The sequence below is a fragment of the Paraburkholderia sp. EG304 genome (assembly GCF_046543485.1).
Taxonomy (GTDB): Bacteria; Pseudomonadota; Gammaproteobacteria; order Burkholderiales; family Burkholderiaceae; genus Paraburkholderia; species Paraburkholderia youngii.
Genome location: NZ_JBKGUA010000031.1, coordinates 29,656 through 53,361 on the forward strand (window position 1 = coordinate 29,656; position 23,706 = coordinate 53,361).

Sequence of the window (23,706 nt, forward strand, 5' to 3'; positions counted from 1 at the left end):
CCGGCGCGAATCGCCGGCACGCGAATCCGCCGCACCGTTGAGAGCGCTTCCGATGACCGAGCCGGCCCATTCCGACCACCCCGCTGACGACCCGACCGCCGCGCCACCGCCCGCCGACGAGCGCGTTCGCGCGCCAAGGCCGCGCCGGATTCCGCGCAGCCGCGCCCAACAGGCGCGGCTCGATGCGCGCGAACCCGCTTTCGAGCCGCTGCCGTTCCCCTCGTATTCACCCGAGGACGCGCGCCGCCCGTTCGCGGACAAACTCGACGCATGGTTCGCCGCGCGCCGTTGGCAGCCGTTCGAGTTTCAGCGCGAGGTATGGCGCAACATCGTCGCTGGCGCGAGCGGCGTGCTGCACGCAAGCACCGGGGCCGGCAAAACCTGGGCCGTGTGGTTCGGCGCGCTAGCCGCGTTCGCGAGTGCCGCGTCGACACAGCGCAAGCATCCCGAACCGCTGACGGTGCTCTGGATCACACCGATGCGCGCGCTCGCGGCCGACACCGCCCGCGCGTTGCAAGGCTCCGCGGCTGAACTCGCGGTACCCTGGAGCGTCGGTCTGCGCACCGGCGATACGTCGGCCGCCGAACGCGAGCGGCAGCACCGGCGCATGCCGTCCGCGCTCGTCACGACGCCCGAGAGTCTGACGCTGATCCTGACGCGGGCCGATGCGCGCGAAGTACTGTCTCGAGTGCGGCTCGTGATCGTCGATGAGTGGCACGAACTGCTCGGCAACAAACGCGGCACACAGACGCAACTCGCGCTCGCGCGTCTCACGCATTGGCGGCCCGGCTTGCAGGTGTGGGGGCTGTCGGCGACGCTCGGCAATCTGTCGTTCGCGACCGAGGTCCTGCTCGCGCCGGTCGCGACGCCGCGCGTCAGTGTGCACGGCGCGCTGTCGAAAGCACTGATCGTCGACACGATCATTCCCGACACGATCGAGCGCTTTCCGTGGGGCGGTCATATGGGCATGCGTCAGGTCGATGCGGTCGCGCGCGCGATCGACGAAGCACGCACGTCGCTCGTCTTCACGAACACGCGCTCGCAATGCGAGGTTTGGTATCAGGCGCTGCTCGATGCGCGCCCCGAATGGGCCGGCGCGATCGCGCTGCATCACGGCTCGCTCGATCAGCAGGTACGCGAGTGGATCGAACGCGGGTTGAAGAACGGCTTGCTAAAGGTCGTGGTGTGTACGTCGAGTCTCGATCTCGGCGTCGATTTTCTGCCGGTGGAGCGCGTGTTCCAGATCGGCTCGCCCAAAGGCGTCGCGCGTTTGATGCAGCGCGCGGGCCGCTCGGGACACGCACCCGGTTTGCCGTCCCGGGTGACGATCGTACCGACGCATGCGCTCGAATTGATCGAAGCGGCGGCCGCGCGTGAAGCCGTCGACAAACGGCAGATCGAAAGCCGCGATACGCCGCAAAAGCCGTTCGACGTGCTGGTGCAGCATCTCGTCACCGTCGCGATCGGCGGCGGCTTCGACGCGCGCGAGCTGTACGATGAACTTCTGCATACCTATGCATATCGCGATCTGACGCAGCAGGAGTTCGACTGGGCGCTGAGTTTCGTCGAAGGCGGCGGCGCGACGCTGCGCGCGTATCCCGACTACCATCGCGTCGCGCGCGATAGCGACGGTCTGTACCGCGTGCCGCGCGACGATCTCGCACGCCGGCATCGCAACAACATCGGCACCATCGTCGCGAATGGGACGTTGAACGTTGCTTATCTATCGGGCGGCCGCATTGGCGCGATCGAGGAATCGTTCATCTCGCGGCTCAGACCCGGCGATGTATTCACGTTCGGCGGCCGCGCGCTGGAACTGATCCGCGTGCAGGATATGACGGCGTGGGTGCGGCGTGCGAGTTCATCGCGCGGGGCAATGCCGCAATGGGCCGGCAGCCGCATGCCGCTATCGTCCGAGCTCGCCGATGCGACACTGACGATGCTCGCGCGCGCCGCCGACGGCATTTACGACGAGCCGGAAATGCGCGCGGTTCGGCCGCTGCTCGAATTGCAGCAGAAGTGGTCGGCGTTGCCCGAGCCGGGCGTGCTGGTCGTCGAGCTGCTGAAATCGCGCGAGGGTCATCACTTCTTCTGCTATCCGTTCGCCGGGCGCACAGCGCATATCGGGCTTGGCGCTCTGCTCGCGTGGCGGGTCGCGCGCGACGAGCCCGGCACGTTTTCGATTTCGATGAACGACTACGGTTTCGAATTGCTGTGCGCGCAGGCGTTCGATTGGGACGCGCACCTGCGCAATGGCCTGCTTTCACCCGACGAACTCGATCACGACATTCTTGCGAGCCTCAATTCGTCCGAACTCTCGTTGCGGCGCTTTCGCGAGATTGCGCGGGTGTCGGGCCTCGTGTTTCAGGCGCATCCCGGACAGCAGAAAAGCGCGCGGCAATTGCAGGCCTCGAGCGGGCTTTTCTACGAGATCTTTCGTCAGCACGATCGCGGCAATTTGCTACTGGGCCAGGCCGATACCGAAGTACTGCTACAGGAACTCGACGTGCGGCGCATTCGTATTGCGCTCGAACGAATGAACGCGAGCCGCGTCGTGCTCACGCGGCCCAGGAAGGCGACGCCGTTCGCGTTTCCGTTGATCGTCGGACGCCTGCGCGAAAAAGTCAGCACCGAGAAGCTCGCCGATCGCGTCGAGCGAATGCTGGCCGAACTCGAAAGGGCGGCGCAACGATGACTGTGAACTCACTGGCGATCGACGTCGGCGGACGGCCTCTCGTGCTATCGAGCTTGCGCGCGTGCTTCGATCCGGTGCTGCGCGCGCTTTTTATCGCCGATGCGCATTTCGGCAAGGATGCGGTGTTTCGCGCGCGTGGCATTCCGGTGCCGACTGGTTCGACTGCGGAGAATCTGCTGCGGATCGATCGTCTGATCGCCGAGTTCGAGCCGGCGACGCTGGTGTTTCTCGGCGATCTGCTGCATGCGCGCGAGTCGCTGTCGACACTCACGCTCGATGCTTTGCATGCGTGGCGCGCGCGGCACGCGTCGATGCGCGTGGTGCTGGTCGAAGGCAATCACGATCGGCATGCCGGTGCGTTGCCGCTTACGCTGGATGTCGAGTCTGTGCGCGAGCCGTGGCATTTCGGGGCGTGGGCGCTGTGTCATCACCCGCATGCGGTCAATCATGCGTATGTGCTCGCGGGCCATGTGCATCCGGTCTATCGGATCGCCACGCGGGCCGATTCAGTGCGCGTGCCGTGCTTTCGCTTCGGGATCGATCGGGGGGTGCTGCCGGCGTTCGGGAGCTTTACTGGAGGCGCGCGTGAGACGGGGCGCGTTTTGGGGGAGAGAGTTTTTCTGGTCGTGCAGGAGAGGGTGATCGAGTTGAGGGGTTGAGTGGACGGCTGGGGCCGTCCACTTCGTTGCCTGATTGCGTTTTTGTTTGCGGGTTGGTTTGCTGATTCGCTAGCGTGGTTTTTTGCTGGCTTTTTCGCTGCAAACTTCCCGCGGTGCTCGAGCGCGGTCGGTGTGGAGGCCGGGCGGCGCCGGCCTCCTCTCCTGGAGGGAGCCCCGCGAGGTTCGCGGGACCGTTGCCACCGCCTAGTGGTTGCCGCCGCCGTGGCCGCCGTTGCCGGAGCCACCGCCGCCGTAGCCGCCATTGCCTCCGCGGCCACCGTTGCCGAAGCCGCCGTTGCCGAAGCCGCCTCCGTTGCCTTGGCCGCCGCCATTGCCGCCATGGCCTCCGCGACCTCCGTTGCCGAAACCACCGCCGCCTTGGCCACCACCGGCGCCGCCGTTTCCGCCCCGGCCACCGCCGTTGCCTTCCCCTCCACCGTTGCCGCCATGGCCGCCGTTTCCGGAACCACCGTTGCCGTAGCCGCCGCCTTCGCCGCCATGGCCACCGTGTCCGAAGCCGCCGTTGCCCTGGCCGCCGCCTTCACCGCCATGGCCGCCGTTGCCCGAACCGCCGTTGCCGTGGCCGCCACCTTCGCCGCCATGACCGCCGTTGCCCGAGCCGCCGTTGCCTTGGCCGCCACCTTCACCACCATGGCCGCCGTGTCCGAAACCACCGTTGCCGTAGCCGCCGCCTTCGCCGCCATGGCCACCGTTGCCCGAGCCGCCGTTACCCTGGCCGCCGCCTTCACCACCATGGCCGCCGTGTCCCGAGCCGCCACCGCCCTGGCCGCCGCCTTCACCGCCATGGCCACCGTTGCCCGGGCCGCCGTTACCCTGGCCACCGCCTTCGCCACCATGGCCACCGTGTCCGGAGCCTCCGTTGCCCTGGCCGCCGCCTTCACCACCATGGCCGCCGTTGCCCGAGCCGCCACCGCCCTGGCCGCCGCCTTCACCGCCATGGCCACCGTGTCCGGAACCGCCGCTGCCCTGGCCGCCACCTTCACCGCCATGTCCACCGTTGCCCGAGCCGCCACCGCTATGGCCGCCGTTGGCGGAACCGCCTTTGCCTTCGCCACCGCTGCTACTGTGGCCGCCGTCGCCATGGCCGCTTTCGCCATGACCGCCATCGCCATGGCCGCCGTCGCCATGGCCGCCATCGCCGTGGCCGCCGTCACCGTGGCCGGCATGCCCATCTCCGCCGTGGGCATGACCGCCGTCGCCGTCACCATCGCCACCGTGGCCGTGGCCATGACCGCCATCGCCGTCACCGTCGCCACCGTGGCCGTGGCCATGACCGCCATCGCCGTCACCGTCGCCACTGTGGGCATGACCATGACCGCCATCGCCGTCACCATCGCCACCGTGGCCATGACCATGACCATGACCGCCATCACCGTCACTATCGCCACCATGGCTGTTGCCATGACCGCTTTCGCCGTCACCATCACCGCCATGGCCGTGGCCATGACCGCCATCGCCATCGCCGTCAGCACCGTGGCCATGTCCGTGACCGCCGTCGCCATCACCATCACCACCATGGCCATGTCCATGACCGCCATCGCCATCGCCGTCACCACCGTGGCCATGTCCATGACCGCCATCGCCATCGCCGTCACCACCGTGGCCATGTCCATGACCGCCGTCGCCGTCACCATCACCGCCATGGCCGTGGCCATGACCATGACCACCGTCGCCATCACCATCACCGCCATGGCCGTGGCCATGACCGCCATCGCCATCGCCGTCACCACCGTGGCCATGTCCATGACCACCGTCGCCATCACCATCGCCGCCATGGCCGTGGCCATGACCGCCATCGCCATCGCCGTCACCACCGTGGCCATGTCCATGACCGCCGTCGCCATCACCATCACCATCGCCGCCATGGCCGTGCCCATGACCACCATCGCCGTCACCATCGCCGCCATGGCCGTGCTCATGACCACCGTCGCCATCACCATCACCACCGTGGCCATGCCCATGCCCACCACCATCCCCACCGCTATCACCGCCACCGTTGTTGCCGCCATCGCCGCCCGTGCCGCCATTCCCCGAACCATCACCGCCGCTTCCAGCGCCTCCGTTACCGTTGTTGCCGGAACCGCCATTACCGTTGTTGCCGCCGGTATCTCCCGAGCCCACCCCGCCCGTGCCGGAATTAGCCGAACTATTTCCGCCACTGCTGCCCGCGCCCGTCGACGACGTCCCGTTGCCCGCCGAGGAGCCGGTGGACGACGTCGGGCCAAGCCCCGCCGCCGCGATGCCGAGGGCACCCGCCCCGAGCTGCCCGAATCCGTGCGAGGTGCAGCTCGGCCCGCCGCCCGACGGACATCCGCCTTGCACGCCCGCCTCGGCGAGCGCCATCACTCCTGGATTGGTTGCAGGCGCGGCGTTGCTCCCCGAATTCGTCTGCGCACCCGCCATCGCCGCATAAAGACTGACCGCGACCGCCAACGCCGCCCGCCGCGTGCCAAGTATCCACGCGTCCCCGTTTTGCTTTTTCATTTCACCCTCCTAATTATTTCCCCTGAGCGACCGGTCCAATTAACGAGTGAATCTCGGCTCGTCAAAAAAATGAAAGTCAAAGCCTTTGCGCAACTTCGCCTAATGCGAATTAAAATGCGCTCGCACTAAATACTTCTCTCACGGAAAATCCCCGGTCCGATTTGGCGTGCTTCGAGAGAATGGGCTGGCCGTGCGCGCACGTGATCGTGAGAGCCGCACAGCGAGGCTTGATGGACCTTGAAGTTATTCGCAGTGCAATCGCGCGACCGTGCGTTAGACCACGCAATGCGATATTGGCGAGACGGCTTGCCAGGCAGGGGGAAACGACGATGCGTCCATCAAATCCGCTAATCCAGATTCTTCAGACGGGAAGCTAAAACTATCACCCGCGATGCAATTTAACCGACAAAAAGAAAATTAACATTCGGTTTTATCGGATGAATTCCGACACCATTTACACGTCATCCGTTTTATTCATGTGGCCATTCGCACATAAGAATGAAAATTGGGAAAGCCGAATGAGAGAAATCCAATAGACAACACCATAAAAATCACGGAAATGCGCGCGCGAAACATTACGCGTAGTTGCATAACGCGTGCGCGTCGCAAAAAGCGATGTGGCGATGCGCGCTGCCTCGCAGAGTCGCCGAACGTGCGCCTCAGCCACACACCATCGCGACCCACGCGATATCCAAAGTGTCGTGGCACAACCACCAGCGCGTCAGATAACCAACACATTGGCGCGCACGCTTTTTCCGGAGCATTCCCACCATCTTCGGCGCCAGCGTCGCGTATCGTCGGGTTGCGCTGCCCGCAAACGCCCGTCCCCGCAAGCTACTGCGCGGGATCGCCCCCATACGCGGGTAAACCTTTGTTTGACTTCGTCGCGCCGCCCCGTTTACTGCACGCAGCCGAACCTCTCAATCCGCTTTCATTCTCCGCCCGCATTTTGTTTGGTCTGCTGAGCAGAGTTCTGCGAGCGCCCTCCCCTCTCCGACGAGGTACAACATGGTTACTATCTCCAGCAGCGCCGTCGACGAATTCAAATCCACACTGCGCGGCCAGCTTCTGCTGCCCGACACGCCGGGCTTCGACACGGCGCGCAGCATCTGGAACGCGATGATCGACCGTACGCCCGCGATGATCCTGCGCTGCGCGGGTGTTGCCGACGTGCGCAGCGGCGTCGCCTTCGCGCGCGACAACGGCCTGCCGCTCGCCATTCGCGGCGGCGGCCACAACATCGGCGGCAGCGCTGTGTGCGACGATGGCCTCATGCTCGATCTGTCCACGATGAAATCGGTGCGTATCGATCCGCAAGCGCGGCGCGCGTATGTCGAACCCGGCGCGACGCTGCATGATTTCGATCACGAAGCGCAGGCATTCGGACTCGCGACACCGCTCGGCATCAACTCGACGACCGGCGTCGCAGGTCTGACGCTCGGCGGCGGCTTCGGCTGGCTGAGCCGCCGCTACGGCATGACGATCGACAACCTCGTCGCGGCCGACATCGTCACCGCCGACGGTGAATTGCGCCACGTGAGCGCCACTTCGCACGACGATCTGTTCTGGGCGATTCGCGGCGGCGGCGGCAATTTCGGCGTCGTTACGCTATTCGAGTTCGCGTTGCATGAGGTCGGCCCGCTCGTGTATGGCGGCCTCGTCGTGTTGCCGCTCGCCGACGCGAAGGAAGCACTGATCAAATACCGCGATGCCGCGCCGGCAATGCCCGACGAGCTGGCCGTCTGGGCGGTCGCGCGGCTCGCGCCGCCGCTGCCGTTCCTGCCGCCCGACGTGCACGGCAAACCCGTGCTGGTGTTCGCGATGTGCTACAACGGCCCGGTCGACAAAGGCCCGGCCGCGGTGGAAGCCGTGCGCGGCTTCGGCAAGCCGCTCGGCGAACATCTTGGTCCGATGCCCTACGAAATCTGGCAACAGGCCTTCGATCCGCTGCTGACGCCAGGCGCGCGCAACTACTGGAAGTCGCACAACCTCGGCACCATCGACGATGGTCTGATCGACGCACTGCTTCGCGCGATCGACACGTTGCCGTCCACGCAATGCGAAATTTTCTTCGGGCTGATCGGTGCGCAAACGCAGCGCGTGGCGGTCGACGCAACCGCTTACCCGGCCCGCAACACGCTATACGGCATGAACGTGCACGGCCGCTGGGACGATGCGCGCGACGACGAGCGCTGCGTCGCATGGGCGCGCGCCTTTTTCGAAGCGGCGCGCCCGTTTGCGCTAGGCAGCGTGTACGTCAACTTCATGACGGAGGAAGAAGGCGGCCGTATCGCGGATGCCTATGGGCCGAACTATGAGCGGCTCGTCGCCGTGAAGAACCGCTACGATCCGCACAACCTGTTCCGCCACAACCAGAACATTCGCCCAACCGTGTAGCGACGACGCGCAACGGCGAGCAGCGCGAAACCGCGAACTGCAAGTAGCCGCGCCGCCCTGGCGCAAGGCGGCGCGGCGCTTGGGCACGCTCCCTGCTAATGCCAGCTGTGACTGCTCGCGATGCGTGCGTCGCGCGTCGCGGCACGCCCGCTCAACGACAATCACCGCGCGCACGGAACCTCTCGTGCGCAAATGAGAACAAAGCAAAGCAAGGCGGGCGATTCGCCGCACTCTTCCATAACGTACAACATGCGTGAGAAACGCAAAGGAAAACAGTCATGCGCAGACGACAATTCATCATGACCGGCAGCGCTGCATTGGCCGTCGCGGGCCTGAGCCTCACCGGTTGCACGACGACTTCGCCGTCCTCGAACGCATCCCCGTCGGCCAATGCCGGCAAGCGCGACACGATCAACGCGGGCGTCGACTCGACGCTTGCGCGTCTCTACGAAAACGTCGACGGTTCGCGCGAGCTCGTTGCGAAAGCGCGCGGCGTGCTGGTGTTTCCGTCGGTGATCTCGGCCGGCTTCTGGGTCGGCGCGCAGTATGGTGAAGGCGCGATGCGCATCGGCGGCCGCACGGTCGGCTACTTCAGCACGGTCGCGGGCTCGTTCGGCTTGCAGATCGGCGCGCAGTCGAAGGCGCTCGTGTTTCTGTTCATGACGCAGGAAGCGCTCGACGAATTCATGCACAGCCAGGGTTGGGCGGTCGGCGCGAATGCGACCGTCGCCGTGCTGAAGGTCGGCGCGAACGGCGCGGTGGATTCCTCGACCGCAACGAGCCCGGTGCAGGCTTTCGTGCTGACCAACGGCGGTTTGATGGCCGGCGTGTCGCTCGAAGGCACGAAGGTGTCCCGGCTGATTATCTGAGTATCTGAGCGGAGCCTCCGCTCTTGCGGATTTGTGGTGCGAGCGCGCCGCGCGACTGCACGACAGATCCGCGCCGCGCGTTCAAGCCATCGCGTTCCGCCCGCTTCGCCAGCGCCATTCATCGCGCTACGGAAAAATCCACGCCTTTCGCAAACCGTCCGTGTTCAGCGGACGTATCCTTCGCGCAGCCGCGCGCGTTGCCAAGCCCGTTCAGCGCAGCGCATGCAGGCCTCAGCATTGCGCTCGCGCGCCACCTCGTAAAACATGATCACCGCTAGTCCCGCTTCCGGTCGGCCCGCCTGGCTGTCCGGCATTCGCAGCAACGCCCGCTCGATCTCGAGACGCTGCGCATCATCCTGCCGTACGCGGTGCTGATTGCGATCGTCGGTCTGCTCGAAACGCTGCTGACCTTCAACCTGACCGACGAAATCACCGAAACGCGCGGTCAGCCGAATCGCGAATGCGTCGCCCTCGGCGCGGCGAATATCGCCTCGGGACTGTTCGGCGGCATGGGAGGTTGCGCGATGATCGGCCAGACCATGATCAACCTGAATTCGGGGGGACGTTCGCGGCTGTCGGGAATCGTCAGCGGCGTGATGATCCTGCTGTACATCCTGTTCCTGTCGCCGCTGATCGAGCGGATTCCGCTCGCGGCGCTGGTCGGCGTGATGTTTGTGGTCGCGCGGCAGACCTTCGCATGGGGCTCGCTGCGCGTGCTCGGCAAGGTGCCGCGCAACGACGCGCTCGTGATCGTCGCGGTCACGGTCATCACCGTATTTGCCGATCTCGCGATCGCGGTGATGTGCGGCATCGTGATCGCCGCGCTCAACTTCGCGTGGCAGCATGCGCGCGAACTTCACGCGCCCGGGGAGGATCGCGCGGGCCATAAGACCTACGTGCCGCGCGGCACACTGTTTTTTCGCGTCGACGACTCGCTTTCACGAGCTGTTCGATCCCGCGCGAGACCCGGCGAGCGTGACCGTCGATTGCAGTCACCTGCTGCTCGCCGATCATTCGGCGCTCGCCGCGTTGCAGGGGCTGGCCGAGCGCTATCGCAAGGCGGGCAAAGAGTTGCGGATGCAGAACCTGTCGGAGCGCAACCGCCAATTGTTGAGCCGCGCGGGAATCGGCTTCGCGTGACACACGCACCGCGTTGCGAGCGCGCGTGCGGTGAATGCTCGCGCGTGCGTCGGCAACGCGGCCTGGCGCTTTAGCGCTGCTCCGGCAACTTGAACACCGAGATCGCCGCCGACAATTGGCTGGTCTGCGTCTTCAGCACATCGGCGGACGCGCTCGCTTCCTCGACGAGCGCCGCATTCTGCTGCGTCGTCTGATCCATGCTCGCGACAGCGATGTTGACCTGCTCGATGCCCGAGGTCTGCTCGACCGACGCCGCGCTGATCTCGCCCATGATGTCGTTGACACGACGTACCGCCTGCACGACTTCCTGCATCGTGTCGCCCGCGCGCCCGACGTGTTCCGAGCCGCCCGCGATCTGCGCGGCCGATTCCTCGATCAGCGCCTTGATCTCTTTCGCGGCCGCCGCGCTGCGTTGCGCGAGCGTACGCACTTCGCCCGCGACCACCGCGAAACCGCGGCCCTCCTCGCCCGCGCGCGCCGCCTCGACGGCCGCGTTCAACGCGAGGATGTTGGTCTGAAACGCAATCCCTTCGATCACGCCGATGATGTCGCCGATCCGGTGCGACGACTGTGAAATCCCGCGCATCGTGTCGATCACCTGACCGACCACCGCGCCGCCGCGCGCCGCGGTCTCAGACGCGTTGTGCGCGAGCTGGCTCGCCTGCTTCGCGTTGTCGGCGTTCTGACGCACGGTCGCGGTGATCTGCTCCATGCTCGACGCGGTCTCGCCGAGCGCGGCCGCCTGCTGCTCGGTGCGACGCGACAGATCCGAATTGCCCGCGGCGATCTCGTTGGATACCGACGAAATCAGCGTCGCGCCGCCGCGAATCTGCTCGATCGCCTGCGCGAGACGCTGCTGCATCCGTTTCATCGCGGCGAGCAGGCTGGTACGGTCGCCGGTCTTCGTATCGACGATCACGTCGAGGTCGCCGTCCGCGATACGCGACGCGATCTGCACCGCGTACGCCGGTTCGCCGCCAAGCTGACGCAGAATACTGCGCACGATCACGCCGATCACCAGCGACACGAGCGCGCAAAGCACCAGCGCCGCGATCACGTATTGCGCGAGGGTGCGGTAGAACACCGCCTCGATGTCGTCCGTGTACACGCCGGTGACGATGGTCCAGTCCCACGGCTTGTAAAGCCGCATGTAGTTGCTCTTCGGCGCGAGCTGGTTGGTGCCGGGCTTCGGGAACATCAGATGGACGAATGCCTCGCCTTCGCGCTGCGTCTGCTCGGAACCCTCCTTGAACACATGGCGGCCGTCGGGATCGGTGACGGTGCTCATGTCCTTGCCGACGAGGTCGGCGCGCGTGGCATGCATCAGCACGTGCGCGCGGCTGTCTTCGAGCACGAGATAGCCGCCGGCACCGTCGTAGCGCATTGCGCGCAGGTCGTCCATCGCGGCGCGCTGCGCGTCGGCGAGCGGCATCGTGCCGGCCGCGGCGAGCGCGTTGTAGCGATCGAGCACGCTGTACGCGATGCTGACCACGTTTTTCAGCTCGTCCTCGCGATCGGCGATCATCGTGTCGCGCGTTTTGTATGCACCCCACAGGCCGATCGCCAGAATGCCCATGCACATCACCGCGAGCGCGAGCCACAGCCGCACCTTCAGGCGAAACCGTTCCATCTTCCGTATCCCTTGTCGTGGTTCGCGGTTGTCGGCGCGAGCGGACAGCCGCAAACGTTTCATGTCGTTGTCGGGATTAACGGCGCGACGGCGGAAAACTTCAGTGCTACTTCAAGGTTGCGGGCTTCAGTCCGCCGGCAGCGTCAGCGCCGCCACCTCGCAGCGCGGCCATTGCCGCAGCACGTCGGGCGACATCAGCAGCTTGGCCGCGCGCACGCCGGCGCCCATCACGATCTGCGCACGGTCCATCACCGCGGCGTCGACCAGCACGCGCCAGTCGGCCGGCAGACCAAAGGCGGTAATGCCGCCGAACTCCATCCGGCAATGCTCGACCGCGGCCTCGCGCTTCGCGAACGACAGCCGCTGTGCGCCGAGCGCGGCCTTCACCGCGCCGTTGATGTCGAGCCGCCGCGAGCCAAGCGACACCAGCGCCGCGTAGTGCTCGCCACCGTCTTTCTTGTAGCGGATCACGATCGTGTTCGCGCAGTCTTCGAGGCCGAAGCCATAGCGCGCGCTGAATGCTGCGGTGTCGGAGGCGTCGTCGGTAACGGCGAACACCGTGATGCCGTGCGCCGGCAATTGTTCGATGACATGCGCGGGCAGATGCGCGCTCCACTGGTCGCGCTCGATGACGTCCAGTTGCCGTACGAGTTCGTGCGAATGCATGATGAGCGGAAAGGTGACATTAACCCGCTGCATTCTAGCGGTACGGGCGGGCGGCCGCGGAGCGGGCCATCGAAGCAGGCCATGAAAACAGGCCGTGAAGCTCACCGCTTAACTTGTATAGTGACGGGCACGAGGTTTGCGCAAAGCGACAAGGCAAACACCGTGAAAGCGCCGTCACGATTCAGACACGATCATGGACATCGATACCCTTTCTCGCGAGAACCTCCAGCAGGCCGCGCGTCACCAGGCCAATTGGGCGATGGGCGCACTTCGGCAGTTCACGGAGAACCGCTGTCTGGAGATGGCGGCGAGCATCGCGTTCTATGCGGCGTTTTCGCTCGCGCCGACGCTCGTGATGGTGATCGCGGTGGCCGGCTGGTTCTTCGGCCCGGCGGCCGCGCGCGGCGAGCTGTTCGGCCACATCAACGGCCTGATCGGCGACCAGGCGGCGGCCGGCGTGCAGACGATCGTCGAGAACGCGCATCACGCGGGCGCCAAAGGGGGCATCGCGACGATCATTTCGTTCTCGCTGCTGGCGATCGGCGCGTCGGCGACGTTCTCGTCGCTGAACAGCGCGCTCAATATAGTATGGCCCTACACCGGGCCGCGCTCGGCCAGCTGGCTCGCGCTCGTGCGGGTACGGCTGATTTCGTTCGGACTCGTGCTCGGCGTCGCGTTCCTGCTGATCGTGTCGCTGGTGCTCGATACGGTCATCGCCTTTATCGGCGAGTGGCTGTGGGGCGACTCGCCCTATGTCGTGATCGGCAATCTGCTGCAGCTCGGCGTCGGGCTGCTCGTGCTGATGTTCGCATTCGCCGCACTGCTGAAGTTCCTGCCCGACGCTCGGGTGCTGTGGCGCGATGCGCTGGTGGGCGGCGTCGTCGCGGCCGTGCTGTTCACCGGCGGCAGAAAGCTGTTCGCGCTCTATCTCGCGCATGCGGGAATGGCCAGCGCGTTCGGCGCAGCCGGCTCGCTCGCGGTGCTGCTGATGTGGCTGTACTTCTCGGCGCTGGTGCTGCTGCTTGGCGCGGAGTTCTCGGCGGCGCGCGGCAGGCTGCACGATCCGCGCGGCGGCTGGGGCATGCAGGGGGAAGCGCCGCCAGGCAGCCGCGCGAAGCTTGCGTCGGTGTTGGCGGCATCGACCGTCGCGGGGAACGCCGTTTCGTCGGCTCGCACGGCTGTGCGTGTTGCAAGCCAAACGACCGCGCCGCTGCCGCCGTCAGGGATCGAGGCGGCAGCGCCTAAGCGCTCTGCGCATGAAACCGCGGTCGACGTCACGCGCAAGGTGCTCGACGTCGAAGCGCAAGCCACCCGTCTCGCGGCGTCAGCCATCGTCGAAGCGCGCCGCCAGGCGACGGCCGCCGACCGCTACGTGCGACGCAACCCGTGGACCTCGGTGCTGCTCGCGGCCGCCGCGGGACTCACGGCCGCGGCCATGGCGCGCCGTGGCGCCGATAGGCGCTGAAACGCGTTGCGCCGTCAAACCGCTCGACGACGCTTGGACACAACGCGGTTCTTCTGTCCAGCCTGTCTAGTCATTTCGCCGGCTGTTTCTTTTATGTTTTCACTACAAAGCCGAGCGGACGTGTAGACGACTAGATTACATTTAGCATGCAAATCGATGCCGAAAGTGCGTTAAGTCACCCCGTCACTATCAACAAATCAACAATAATGCGCATCAGACCAATAAATGTTGCGCAAATAGAAATAATCGTTGATGGGCTGTAAATACAAGGGTTTGCCTCGATTGTCAGTTTTTGGCGACACTCTTTTTTTTCCGTTTCTACCGGGCGGATGCGCTGAGCTATTCTGCTTTCCGCAACAACGAACAATCATCTGCGTGGAGAAATGGATGAAACGAATCGCACTGTCTACCCTCTCGCTGGCGCTCCTCGGCGTCGCCGGTGTCGCACACGCGCAAAGCAGCGTGACCCTGTATGGCGTGCTGGATGAGTCGATCCAGTACGTGAACAACGCTACGCCGAAGGGCGGCAGCCTCGTTCAACTGTTTGGCGGCAACATCCAAGGTAACCGTTTCGGCCTGAAGGGCACGGAAGACCTGGGCGGCGGCCTGAAGGCAATTTTCCAGTTGGAAAACGGCTTTGACATCAACACCGGCAAGCTGCAGCAAGGTGGCTCGATGTTCGGTCGTCAGGCTTACGTCGGTTTGACGGGCGACGTCTGGGGCACGTTCACGGCTGGTCGTCAGTACGACCCGCTGGTCGACATGGTCCAGCCGCTGACGGGCGACAACTACTTCGGTAGCACATTCGCTACGCCGGGCGACGTCGACAACAACGACAACAGCTTCCGCGTCATCAACTCGCTGAAGTACGTGTCGCCGGTCTGGTCGGGCTTCCAGATCGAAGGTCTGTATGCTCTGGGCGGCGTCGCAGGCGCGACGGGTTCGGGCCAGACGTGGTCGGGCGCAGCAACGTATGCAACGGGTCCGTTCAGCATCGCTGCTGGCTACCTGCATGCAAGCAATGCCAATTCGCCGGCTACGCGTGCGGCTAATAGCGGCTGGGCAGGTACGGCAGCGCCGGGCGCCACGTTTGACTCCAACTTCCCGGCCAACGCCGGCATCAACTCGGCTTACGCTGCATCGAAGTCGATCGGCATCGCGTCGGTCGCGGTTCAGTACGTGACGGGCCCGTGGACCGGCAACCTGTCGTACAGCAACGCACAATACCGTCCGGACGCAAGCTCGGGCTTCACGACGACCCAGAAGTACGAAGTGGGTCGTGCGTACCTGGGCTACCAGGTCACGCCGGCAGCACTGGTGGGTATTGGCTACGCCTACACGAAGGGTCACGGCGACGCATCCGCAACGTATAACCAAGTGTCGCTGGGCGGCGATTACAACCTCTCGAAGCGCACGGACTTCTACCTGGTCGGCGCATGGCAGCACGCAAGCGGCGAACAGCGTGTACCGGGCACCAGTACCCTTCAATCGGCTACGGCTTCGATCGGTTCGTATGGCAACCAGTCGAGCACCAACAACCAGGTCATGGTCAGCCTCGGTATCCGTCACAAGTTCTAATCGGACTTCGAATCGGACCGGCTACGCAGCTGACGAGCTGCGTAGCCAGAGACCAGAAACCAGCCAGAGGCGGTGCCGACGGCTGGTTTTTTTCGTCCTGAGATCTTGATGTGGGTCAGAGCGAGCCCGACGCGCGCCGAAACCAACGCAGCTAGCGCCGCTGCGCCTTCCCTTTGTCCGCCTGCGCGAGAATCTGCGCGGGCGGCACATCGTGCTCATGCTCGACACCATCCGCGCCGACCGGCGCGCGATATAGCACCAGCGCCCGCTCCGGATGCAGCGACGGCGCATCCAGCGACAGCTGCCAGTCCGGATCGGGAATCTCGGCGAAAACCTGGCGCAAACGCTCGCCCCACGTGCGATGAATCATGTCGAAGTACGCGTTGTCGCGATCGATCGACACGAACCGCGTGACGCGCAGCGCGTCCTTCTCGTACACCAGCAGATCGAGCGGCAAGCCCACCGACAGGTTCGAGCGCAGCGTCGAGTCCATCGAGATCAGCGCGGACTTCGCGGCCTCGTCGAGCGGTGTGGACGGCGTCAGCACGCGGTCGATGATCGGCTTGCCGTACTTCGATTCGCCGATCTGGAAGTACGGATTCACCGCCGACGCCTCGATGAAATTGCCCGCCGCGTAGATCATGAAAAGCCGCATGCGGTTGCCCGCGATCTGGCCGCCGAGAATGAAGCTGCAGTTGAAGTCGACGCCGAACTTCTGCAGCGCTGCCGCTTCGCGCTCGTGCACGCGCCGCACCGCGCTGCCGACCACGCGCGCGGCGTCGGCCATCGTCGGCACGCTCCACAGCGTCGGCTCGCCGGCATCGGCGGGCTCGGACAGCTCGTGCAGCACCGCCTGGGTGATCGACAGATTGCCGGCACCCAGCAGCACCAGCATGCGTTCGCCGGGTTGCTCGAACACCGACATCTTGCGCGCGGTACTGATGTGATCCACGCCCGCATTGGTACGCGTATCGGACAGGAATACGAGACCGTCGTTGACGGCCATCGCTACGCAGTAAGTCATAACGAATCCGCAGAACGCGAGGGAACGGACCTATTGTAATGCGGCGCACGGGCGCCTTTTATCCGTGTTTACGGCCTTTTCGCAGCCTTTAGCGTTGCAACGCGGCTACTGCGACATCTGCGTGCTGACCGCCACCGCCACGTGAAGCTCCTCTTCGAGCCCGCCGATGCGCCGGCCGCGCACCGGTGCGGCCGCCTCATAGTCGCGCGCCACAGCGAGGCGGCAATAGATCTCGCTGGCAAACCCGGCGTGCGTGACGTCGAGCGATATCCAGCCTTTGCCTTCGAGCCAGACGTCGACCCACGCATGGCTCGCGCCATGCGGCACGTCGCCGGGTTCGATATAACCGCTCACGTAGCGCGCCGGTACGCCGCGCGCGCGGCAGCACGCGAGCATCAGATGCGCATGGTCCTGGCACACGCCGTTGCCGAGCGCGAGCGCCTCGGCGGCCGTGCTCGTGACCTCGGTCACGCCGGGCCGGTATTGCACGCGCTGCACGATCTGCTCGGCAAGCGCAATCAGGCTTGCCGGACTCGCCAGATTCGCCACCGATTCCGCCAACTCGCGAATCGCGCCATCGGCTTCGGTCAGACGCGTCGCGCAGGTGAAATGCTCGAGCGGAATCGGGCCGGGCGGATCGTGCAGCACCCCGTCGACGAGCGGCATTGTGTCCACCTCGCCCGACACGCGCAGATGAATCTCGTCGTGCGGCTTGTTGATGACGAGCGTATGCAGCACGTTGCCGTAGGCGTCGAGTGTGGCGTCCAGCTTGCCCGGCGCGTCGATGCTCCAGCGCCGCACGGTCTGCCCGGCGCCGCTCGAGGGCGTCAGGCGCAACTGCTGGATCGAATAATGAACCGTCGCTTCGTAGCGGTAAGAGGTGTCGTGGCGGATCGTCAGGTACATGAGAAAACTCCGTCAGGCCACTGGCAGCATCAGATAAGTACGCGCCACCAGATTGCCCAGCTCGAACACGCGAGCGAGGAACTGCGTCAGATAGCCATGCAAACCGGTTTCGAAAATCTGCCGGATGTCGGCATAGAGCAGCTCGGCGCGCAGCTTGCCGGCGAAGCGCTCGCACTGGTTCGAGCCCGACGTGCGCAGCATCGCGAGATTGCTGCACACGCCGTCCAGCGAGGCGAGCAGCGAGCGCGGCATCTGCTGATTGAGGATCATCAGCTCGACGACGCGCGCGGGCGTCACGACGTCGCGATACACCTTGCGATAGATTTCGAGCGCCGACACCGAGCTCAGGATCGAGGTCCAGTAATAGAAGTCCTCCAGCTGGCGCGCGGCGTCGCGCGAGTTCGGCTCGACGTTCGCGAAACGCACATCGAGAATCCGCGCGGTATTGTCGGCGCGCTCGAGATAGGTGCCTAGCTGGGTGAAGAAGAACGCGTCGTCCTGCAGCGCGGTGCCGATCGTCACGCCACGCGACAGATGCGAGCGGAACTTGACCCATTCGAACAACGAGCCCGGATTGCTCGCGGCCTGCCCGCTCGCAAGCCGCTCGTTGAATTCGAGCCACGTGTCGTTGATGGTTTCCCACCACTCGGTCGTCAGCGTGCCGCGCACCGCGCGGGCGTTTTCGCGCGCGGCCTGCAGGCATGAATGAATGCTCGACGGATTGCTCGCGTCGGCGACCATGAAGTCGAGCACGTGCTCGAGCGTCGGTTCGTCGTAACGCTGCGCGAAGGCGCTTTCGAGCTCGGAGATGCGCAGCACCGAGCGCTGCGCGCGAGCCTCCTGTTCGGGCGTCTGCGGCAGCAGTTGCGCCTTCAGGTTGATGTCGAGCATGCGCGCGGTGTTCTCCGCGCGCTCCATATAGCGGGCCATCCAGAAGAGGTGATCGGCGGTTCGGCTAAGCATGACGGCGTTCCATGTCTGTGATCTGAACGCGCGAGGCCTTCGTCGGCGACGAAAGTCCGCGCTGGTTATCCGTTGAGCGACGGCGGCGCACGCGCATTGCGTGCCGCTTGCCGCGCATCAGTCGACCATCCAGGTATCCTTGGTCCCGCCTCCCTGCGATGAATTGACGACGAGCGAGCCCTGCTGCAGCGCGACGCGCGTGAGACCGCCCGCCACCATCGTGGTGCTCTTGCCCGACAGCACGAACGGCCGCAGGTCGATATGGCGCGGCGCGATGCCCGCTTCGACGAAGGTCGGACACGCGGACAGCGCCAGCGTCGGCTGCGCGATATAACCGGCCGGACGCGCGATCAGCCGCTCGCGGAAGGCCTCTACCTCGGCCTTCGTCGCGGCAGGGCCGACCAGCATCCCGTAGCCTCCCGCGCCGTGCACTTCCTTGACCACCAGCTCCGGCAGATGCGCGAGCGTATAGGCGAGGTCCTCGGGATTGCGGCACTGATAGGTCGGCACGTTGTTCAGAATCGGCTTTTCGCCGAGATAGAACTCGATCATGCCTGGCACGTACGGGTAGATCGATTTGTCGTCGGCGATGCCGGTGCCCATCGCATTGGCGAGCGCGACGCGGCCGGCGCGATAGGCGGTCAGCAAACCCGGCACGCCGAGCGCGGAGTCGGCGCGAAACGCGAGCGGATCGAGAAAGTCGTCGTCGACGCGCCGGTAGATCACGTCGACGCGCTTCGGTCCCTGGGTGGTGCGCATGAACACGTAGTTGTCGTCGACGAACAGATCCTTGCCTTCGACGAGCTCGACGCCCATCTGCTGCGCGAGGAACGTATGCTCGAAATACGCGGAGTTGTACATGCCCGGCGTCAGCACGACGACGACCGGATCGTCGACGCCTTCCGGCGCGACCGAGCGCAGCGTATCGAGCAGCAGATCGGGGTAATGCGCGACCGGCGCGATGCGGTTCTGCACGAACAGTTCGGGGAAGAGCCGCATCATCATCTTGCGGTTTTCGAGCATGTACGACACGCCCGACGGCACACGCAGATTGTCTTCGAGTACGTAGAACTCGCCTTCGTCGCCGGCGCGCACCACGTCGACGCCGGCGATATGCGCGTAAACACCGAGCGGCACGTCGACGCCCTGCATCTCCGGACGATACTGCGCGTTGGTATAGACCTGCTCGGCCGGCACGATGCCCGCGCGCACGATGTTGCGATCGTGATAGACGTCGTGGATGAACAGATTGAGAGCCTGCACGCGCTGTCGCAAACCCGCTTCGAGCGTCTGCCATTCGCCGCGCGGAATGATGCGCGGAATCAGATCGAAGGGGATCAGCCGCTCGGTGCCGGACAGGTCGCCGTTCACCGCGAACGTGATGCCGACGCGCCTGAACAGCAGGTCCGCTTCCGCGCGCTTGCGTGCGATCGCTTCGTTGCCCTGGCTATCCAACCATCGCTCGAAGCGCGCGTAATGCGGCCGTACGCCATCGTCGTGATAGCGCATCTCGTCATAGCATCGCATGTCAGCCCCAGTCTTGTTTGTCGAATAAAGGCGAATGCGCTGCGCATTCGGTATTCGACCTTGATCAAGCAAGCGTTATGCCATTGAATATGTCGTGATGATGCGCGTCGACGTGCACGCTAGCGGCGCATCCGCAGGGCGTCGAATTGCGTTGATCGTACTGTCGTGGATCATGATGCGCCAGTCAGGTGCGCGCGCGCCATCAGGGAGCACACTATGAGAGTCGCGCCCGCCGTTTCGCCAATAGGTGCGATGAGCGCTACGCAGCGAGCGCATAAAAAAAGTCCCCGCGGATTCTCACCCACGGGGACTTCGATCACCTGCATGCAGGCGCTTTTTCACGCACTCAAACGTCAGGCATGGTTAAGCACAACCGCGCCATGCCGACGCATGAGCGTGAGCGCAACGCGCTTAGGCAGCCGCTGCGTCCTTCAGCTTCTTCAGCGCGCGTGCCTTGATGCGCACGCTTGCCGGCTTGGCCGGGAACCAGCGCTCTTCACCCGTGAACGGATCTTTGCCGAAGCGCTTCTTCTTCGCCGGCACAGCCTGCACGACGATCTTCAGCAGACCCGACAGCGTGAATTCGCCAGCGCCTTTCTTATGCACCGTGCCGAGGATCGTGTCTTCGAGCGCGGCCAGCACAGCCTTGGCGGTCTTCGGTTCCACTGCAGCACGTTCAGCGATGTGAGCTGCCAACGAGGCCTTCGTGAAGGTGTCCTTGATCGGCGTCGGTGCGCCAGACGCCTTCACGGCGACCTTCTTGGCTGCGACGGCTTTCTTCGCAGGGACTTTCTTTGCAGCAACCTTCTTGGTCGGTACCGGGGCAGCAGCCTTCTTGGCCACCTTTTTTGCGGAAGTCGGCATGTTTCTCCTACCTGTTGTGGTCAGTGAATTGCTCGAAGCGCACACCGTATGCGCACGCTTCAACGCCGGATTCTACAAGCGCTAAAGCGATTTGCGCGACTCTTTTATGTATTGCGATGAAGTTTTTTGCGTGGCGCCAACGGTCCAACACGTTTTAGCACCTGTTTTAGCGGCTAAAACGTGTGCCGCGAGGTCTTCAACATGCAGGAGTAACGCTCGTTACAGTTCGTTTCGGCGGCGGTTTCGAGGCGGTCGTGGCGAGGCGGGCTGGTGTTTTCGTCCCTTGAATCAAGGCATTTTCTTCGTTTGACACGTCAAGCAACGCAACCCCGACGCTGCGACGATGCCTACGCCGTGCTTGCGCCGGGTTCCGTTTCAGCGTGCGATGCGCGGCAGGATGCCGGCGAGCTTCGTGAGCGCCGTGTCGATATGCTCGGCCGCGATGCTGCCATAGCCGAACATCAGCCCAGGCTGCGGTGTCACGCGATGGTGAAATGGCGCGAGTCCATAGAGGCCGATCGACGCTTCACGCGCGGCGGCGACGAGCGCCTCTTCGCCGAGCGACGCCAACGGCCCCTTGAGCCGCGCCGCCAGATGGATACCGGCAGTCGGCACGATCGGTTCGAACCAGCGCGCGAGGTCGCCTTGCAGATGCTCGAGCAGCATCGCGCGGCGCGCCGCATAAGCCTTGTGCATGCGCCGTAGATGACGCGCGAAGTCGCCATTGAGCATGAACGCCGCGAGCGCCGTCTGCGTCAGCGTGCAGCCGTGACAATCGGCGATCTGCCGCGCCTTCAGCAGCGGGCCGTGCAACGACGCCGGCGGCACCAGGTAGCCGATGCGCAGCTCGGGGAAGATCGTCTTCGAAAACGTGCCGACATAGGCGACGAGACCGGCGCGATCGAGGCTCTTCAGCGGCTCCATCGGCCGGCCCTCGAAACGGTACTCGCAGTCGTAGTCGTCCTCGATGATGACCGCGCCACGCTTTTGCGCCCATTCGAGCAGTTCGACGCGACGCTCGAGGCTCATCGGCATGCCGAGCGGAAACTGATGCGAAGGCGTCACGTAGACGAGCCGCGCCTTGTCCGGCAGCTTGCCGACGATCAGGCCTTCGTTATCGACCGGAACCGGCACCACGCGCGCGCCCGTCACCGTGAAGCAGGCATGCGCGGGTGGGTAGCCGGGGTCCTCGATGGCCGCGATGTCGCCGGGCCGCAACGTGATGCGCGCGATCAGATCGAGCGCGTGCTGCGCGCCCTGCGTGACGATCACGTCGTCCCAGTTGCTCGACACCGCGCGATTGAAGGCGAGGTAGCGCGAAATTGCGAGCCGCAGCTGCTGCTCACCGGCGGCCTCGCGATAGGTGCCGGGGCTGCGCGCCTGGCCGCGTAGCGCGTGATTCACGCAGCGGCGCCAGACGTCGAAGGGAAACAGCGTCTTGTCGGTCGCGCCGCCGATGAAGTCGAGCGGCGACGGCACCGACGGCCGCGGCAACGGCAGACTGTCGGGCATCTGTTCCCACAGCGGCTGCGCGCGTGCGGCGGCTTTCGCTTGCGCGGCGTCCCGCTCGCGCGACCGAGCCGCCGCGCGCGCCTGCGCGGAGCGCTGGGCGGGCAGCCGTTCGAGCCCGTCGGCGACGAAGGTGCCCGAACCGGCGCGCGCGCTCAGATAGCCTTCGGACAGCAGCCGCTCGAAAACATCGAGCGTGGTCTTGCGCGACACGCCGAGCTGGGTCGCGAGATCGCGTGTGGACGGCAGACGCGTGCCGCCGGCGAGCCGCCCTTCGAGAATGCCCGCGCGCAACTGCCGATAAATCTGTCCGGACAGATCGTGATGGCCTTCGACCGCGATGTGAATGTCCATTCGGATGGTTACCTCAAATAACGGCGAAATGGTTATTTCGAACGACCAGTGCCGAACGTAAGCTTACCTCCACGGACGCCCATCTGGACGCCCCTCGCACACTCACCAGGACTCTCTGATGCAAGCACGTCTCGACTTCTACAAGGCCAGCCCGAGCGGCACGCGCGCGATGCTCGCGCTCGAGGAAACGATCGGCAAGAGCACGATCGACAAGACGCTCGCCGAACTCGTGCGGATTCGCGCGTCACAGCTCAACGGCTGTGCGTTCTGCCTCGACATGCACGTGAGCGACGCGCGCAAGCACGGCGAAACCGAACGGCGTCTCGCGACGGTGGCCGCGTGGCGCGAAGCGCCGTTTTTCACCGCGCGCGAACGCGCGGCGCTCGAATGGACAGAGGCGGTGACGCTGATCGCGCAAACGCGCGTACCGGATACGGTATGGGAAGCAGTGAAGCCGCATTTCAGCGAGCAGGAAATCAGCGACCTGACGCTGCTGATCGTTGCGATCAACGGCTGGAACCGGATTGCGGTGTCGTTCAGGAAGATGCCGGAGTAAGCGCGCGCCCTGGCAGTCGCGAGGCTTCAGAAGATCACGGAAACCGCCACCGCGAGCCAGATCGAGGTCACGCCCGCGAGAAACAGATGCCGCGCGATCCGCACGCGCGAGTCGCTGTTCTCCGGCTCGACGGGACTCGTCGCCATCCACGGCACGAGGCCGAGGCACGCGAAGCCGGCCAGCGCGAGCACGAAGACTACGATGTCGGCCTTGTGCCAGGCGGTCGGCTCATACATGCCCCAGTAGCCGAGAAACACGATGCCGATCGAGAACACGGTCGCGGAAGCGGCGCTGAGCGCGGGCACCGATCCAGTGGGAGTCGGCATGCTTGACCTCCGATCGTCAGGTTGCGGCGGCGCTCATGCGCGGCGCGCCGTTCGCCCGGTCCGCGTTCGCGCC

General features: G+C 65.0%; 17 protein-coding genes and 1 pseudogene. 9 read left to right on the forward strand and 9 right to left on the reverse strand.

Translation table 11 applies throughout. From position 1 onward, the window contains the following. The first annotated feature begins 52 nt into the window (after positions 1 to 52). The 6 genes and pseudogenes from ACLFKU_RS29020 to ACLFKU_RS29045 form a co-directional block, all read left to right on the forward strand. Complete coding sequence (locus ACLFKU_RS29020; RefSeq protein WP_410851364.1) at positions 53 to 2,695, forward strand: ligase-associated DNA damage response DEXH box helicase; 2,643 nt, start codon at positions 53 to 55, stop codon at positions 2,693 to 2,695. Then, the gene (pdeM, locus tag ACLFKU_RS29025; protein ID WP_410851365.1) at positions 2,692 to 3,354 is read left to right on the forward strand and encodes a ligase-associated DNA damage response endonuclease PdeM; all 663 of its coding nucleotides are present in this window, start codon (positions 2,692 to 2,694) and stop codon (positions 3,352 to 3,354) included. Before ACLFKU_RS29020 ends, pdeM begins: the two co-directional genes overlap by 4 nt. Before the next feature lie 222 nt (positions 3,355 to 3,576). After that, positions 3,577 to 5,988, forward strand: coding sequence for a hypothetical protein (locus tag ACLFKU_RS29030; protein ID WP_410851366.1), 2,412 nt, complete (start codon positions 3,577 to 3,579; stop codon positions 5,986 to 5,988). 879 nt (positions 5,989 to 6,867) lie between these two features. After that, complete coding sequence (locus ACLFKU_RS29035) at positions 6,868 to 8,256, forward strand: FAD-binding oxidoreductase (protein WP_410851367.1); 1,389 nt, start codon at positions 6,868 to 6,870, stop codon at positions 8,254 to 8,256. Between the two features lie 278 nt (positions 8,257 to 8,534). After that, positions 8,535 to 9,125 (forward strand): YSC84-related protein, encoded by a 591-nt coding sequence (locus ACLFKU_RS29040; protein WP_176106616.1) that lies wholly within the window; start codon positions 8,535 to 8,537, stop codon positions 9,123 to 9,125. A 326-nt stretch (positions 9,126 to 9,451) separates the two neighbouring features. Then, positions 9,452 to 10,265 (forward strand): annotated as a pseudogene (locus ACLFKU_RS29045) (SulP family inorganic anion transporter); the annotation flags it as partial. Positions 10,266 to 10,335: 70 nt separating this feature from the next. On the opposite strand, the gene ACLFKU_RS29050 reads toward ACLFKU_RS29045, so the two are convergent. Together ACLFKU_RS29050 and ACLFKU_RS29055 are read right to left on the reverse strand one after the other, a co-directional pair. Continuing rightward, the gene (locus ACLFKU_RS29050) at positions 10,336 to 11,895 is read right to left on the reverse strand and encodes a methyl-accepting chemotaxis protein (protein ID WP_410851368.1); all 1,560 of its coding nucleotides are present in this window, start codon (positions 11,893 to 11,895) and stop codon (positions 10,336 to 10,338) included. 126 nt (positions 11,896 to 12,021) lie between these two features. Further along, on the reverse strand, positions 12,022 to 12,561 hold the full coding sequence (locus tag ACLFKU_RS29055; RefSeq protein ID WP_410851395.1) for a YbaK/EbsC family protein: 540 nt from the start codon (positions 12,559 to 12,561) through the stop codon (positions 12,022 to 12,024). Between the two features lie 193 nt (positions 12,562 to 12,754). Between ACLFKU_RS29055 and ACLFKU_RS29060 the strand changes: the two genes are divergently transcribed. Together ACLFKU_RS29060 and ACLFKU_RS29065 are read left to right on the forward strand one after the other, a co-directional pair. Then, positions 12,755 to 14,026 (forward strand): YhjD/YihY/BrkB family envelope integrity protein, encoded by a 1,272-nt coding sequence (locus ACLFKU_RS29060; RefSeq protein ID WP_410851369.1) that lies wholly within the window; start codon positions 12,755 to 12,757, stop codon positions 14,024 to 14,026. 387 nt (positions 14,027 to 14,413) lie between these two features. After that, positions 14,414 to 15,604 carry a porin gene (locus ACLFKU_RS29065; protein ID WP_368582272.1) on the forward strand — a complete coding sequence of 397 codons (1,191 nt, stop codon included), beginning with the start codon at positions 14,414 to 14,416 and terminating at the stop codon, positions 15,602 to 15,604. Positions 15,605 to 15,755: 151 nt separating this feature from the next. Here the strand turns inward: ACLFKU_RS29065 and ACLFKU_RS29070 are convergent, their stop codons facing one another. From ACLFKU_RS29070 to ACLFKU_RS29095, 6 genes are all read right to left on the reverse strand, one after another. Next, a complete protein-coding gene (locus ACLFKU_RS29070) occupies positions 15,756 to 16,628 on the reverse strand; it encodes a peptidase (RefSeq protein ID WP_368582271.1) in 873 nt (290 codons plus the stop codon). 105 nt (positions 16,629 to 16,733) lie between these two features. Beyond that, positions 16,734 to 17,534 carry a transglutaminase domain-containing protein gene (locus ACLFKU_RS29075; RefSeq protein WP_368582270.1) on the reverse strand — a complete coding sequence of 267 codons (801 nt, stop codon included), beginning with the start codon at positions 17,532 to 17,534 and terminating at the stop codon, positions 16,734 to 16,736. A gap of 12 nt (positions 17,535 to 17,546) precedes the next feature. Continuing rightward, positions 17,547 to 18,497 (reverse strand): alpha-E domain-containing protein, encoded by a 951-nt coding sequence (locus ACLFKU_RS29080; RefSeq protein ID WP_368582269.1) that lies wholly within the window; start codon positions 18,495 to 18,497, stop codon positions 17,547 to 17,549. Between the two features lie 117 nt (positions 18,498 to 18,614). Then, positions 18,615 to 20,024 carry a circularly permuted type 2 ATP-grasp protein gene (locus ACLFKU_RS29085; RefSeq protein ID WP_368582268.1) on the reverse strand — a complete coding sequence of 470 codons (1,410 nt, stop codon included), beginning with the start codon at positions 20,022 to 20,024 and terminating at the stop codon, positions 18,615 to 18,617. A gap of 411 nt (positions 20,025 to 20,435) precedes the next feature. Beyond that, the gene (locus ACLFKU_RS29090) at positions 20,436 to 20,888 is read right to left on the reverse strand and encodes an HU family DNA-binding protein (RefSeq protein ID WP_013092256.1); all 453 of its coding nucleotides are present in this window, start codon (positions 20,886 to 20,888) and stop codon (positions 20,436 to 20,438) included. A gap of 375 nt (positions 20,889 to 21,263) precedes the next feature. Further along, positions 21,264 to 22,751, reverse strand: coding sequence for a PLP-dependent aminotransferase family protein (locus ACLFKU_RS29095; RefSeq protein WP_410851370.1), 1,488 nt, complete (start codon positions 22,749 to 22,751; stop codon positions 21,264 to 21,266). Positions 22,752 to 22,869: 118 nt separating this feature from the next. Between ACLFKU_RS29095 and ACLFKU_RS29100 the strand changes: the two genes are divergently transcribed. Then, entirely contained in the window at positions 22,870 to 23,307 is a 438-nt protein-coding gene (locus ACLFKU_RS29100; protein WP_410851371.1) for a carboxymuconolactone decarboxylase family protein, read from the forward strand. A 26-nt stretch (positions 23,308 to 23,333) separates the two neighbouring features. Here the strand turns inward: ACLFKU_RS29100 and ACLFKU_RS29105 are convergent, their stop codons facing one another. Continuing rightward, the gene (locus ACLFKU_RS29105) at positions 23,334 to 23,633 is read right to left on the reverse strand and encodes a hypothetical protein (RefSeq protein ID WP_026228439.1); all 300 of its coding nucleotides are present in this window, start codon (positions 23,631 to 23,633) and stop codon (positions 23,334 to 23,336) included. Between the last annotated feature and the right edge of the window lie 73 nt (positions 23,634 to 23,706).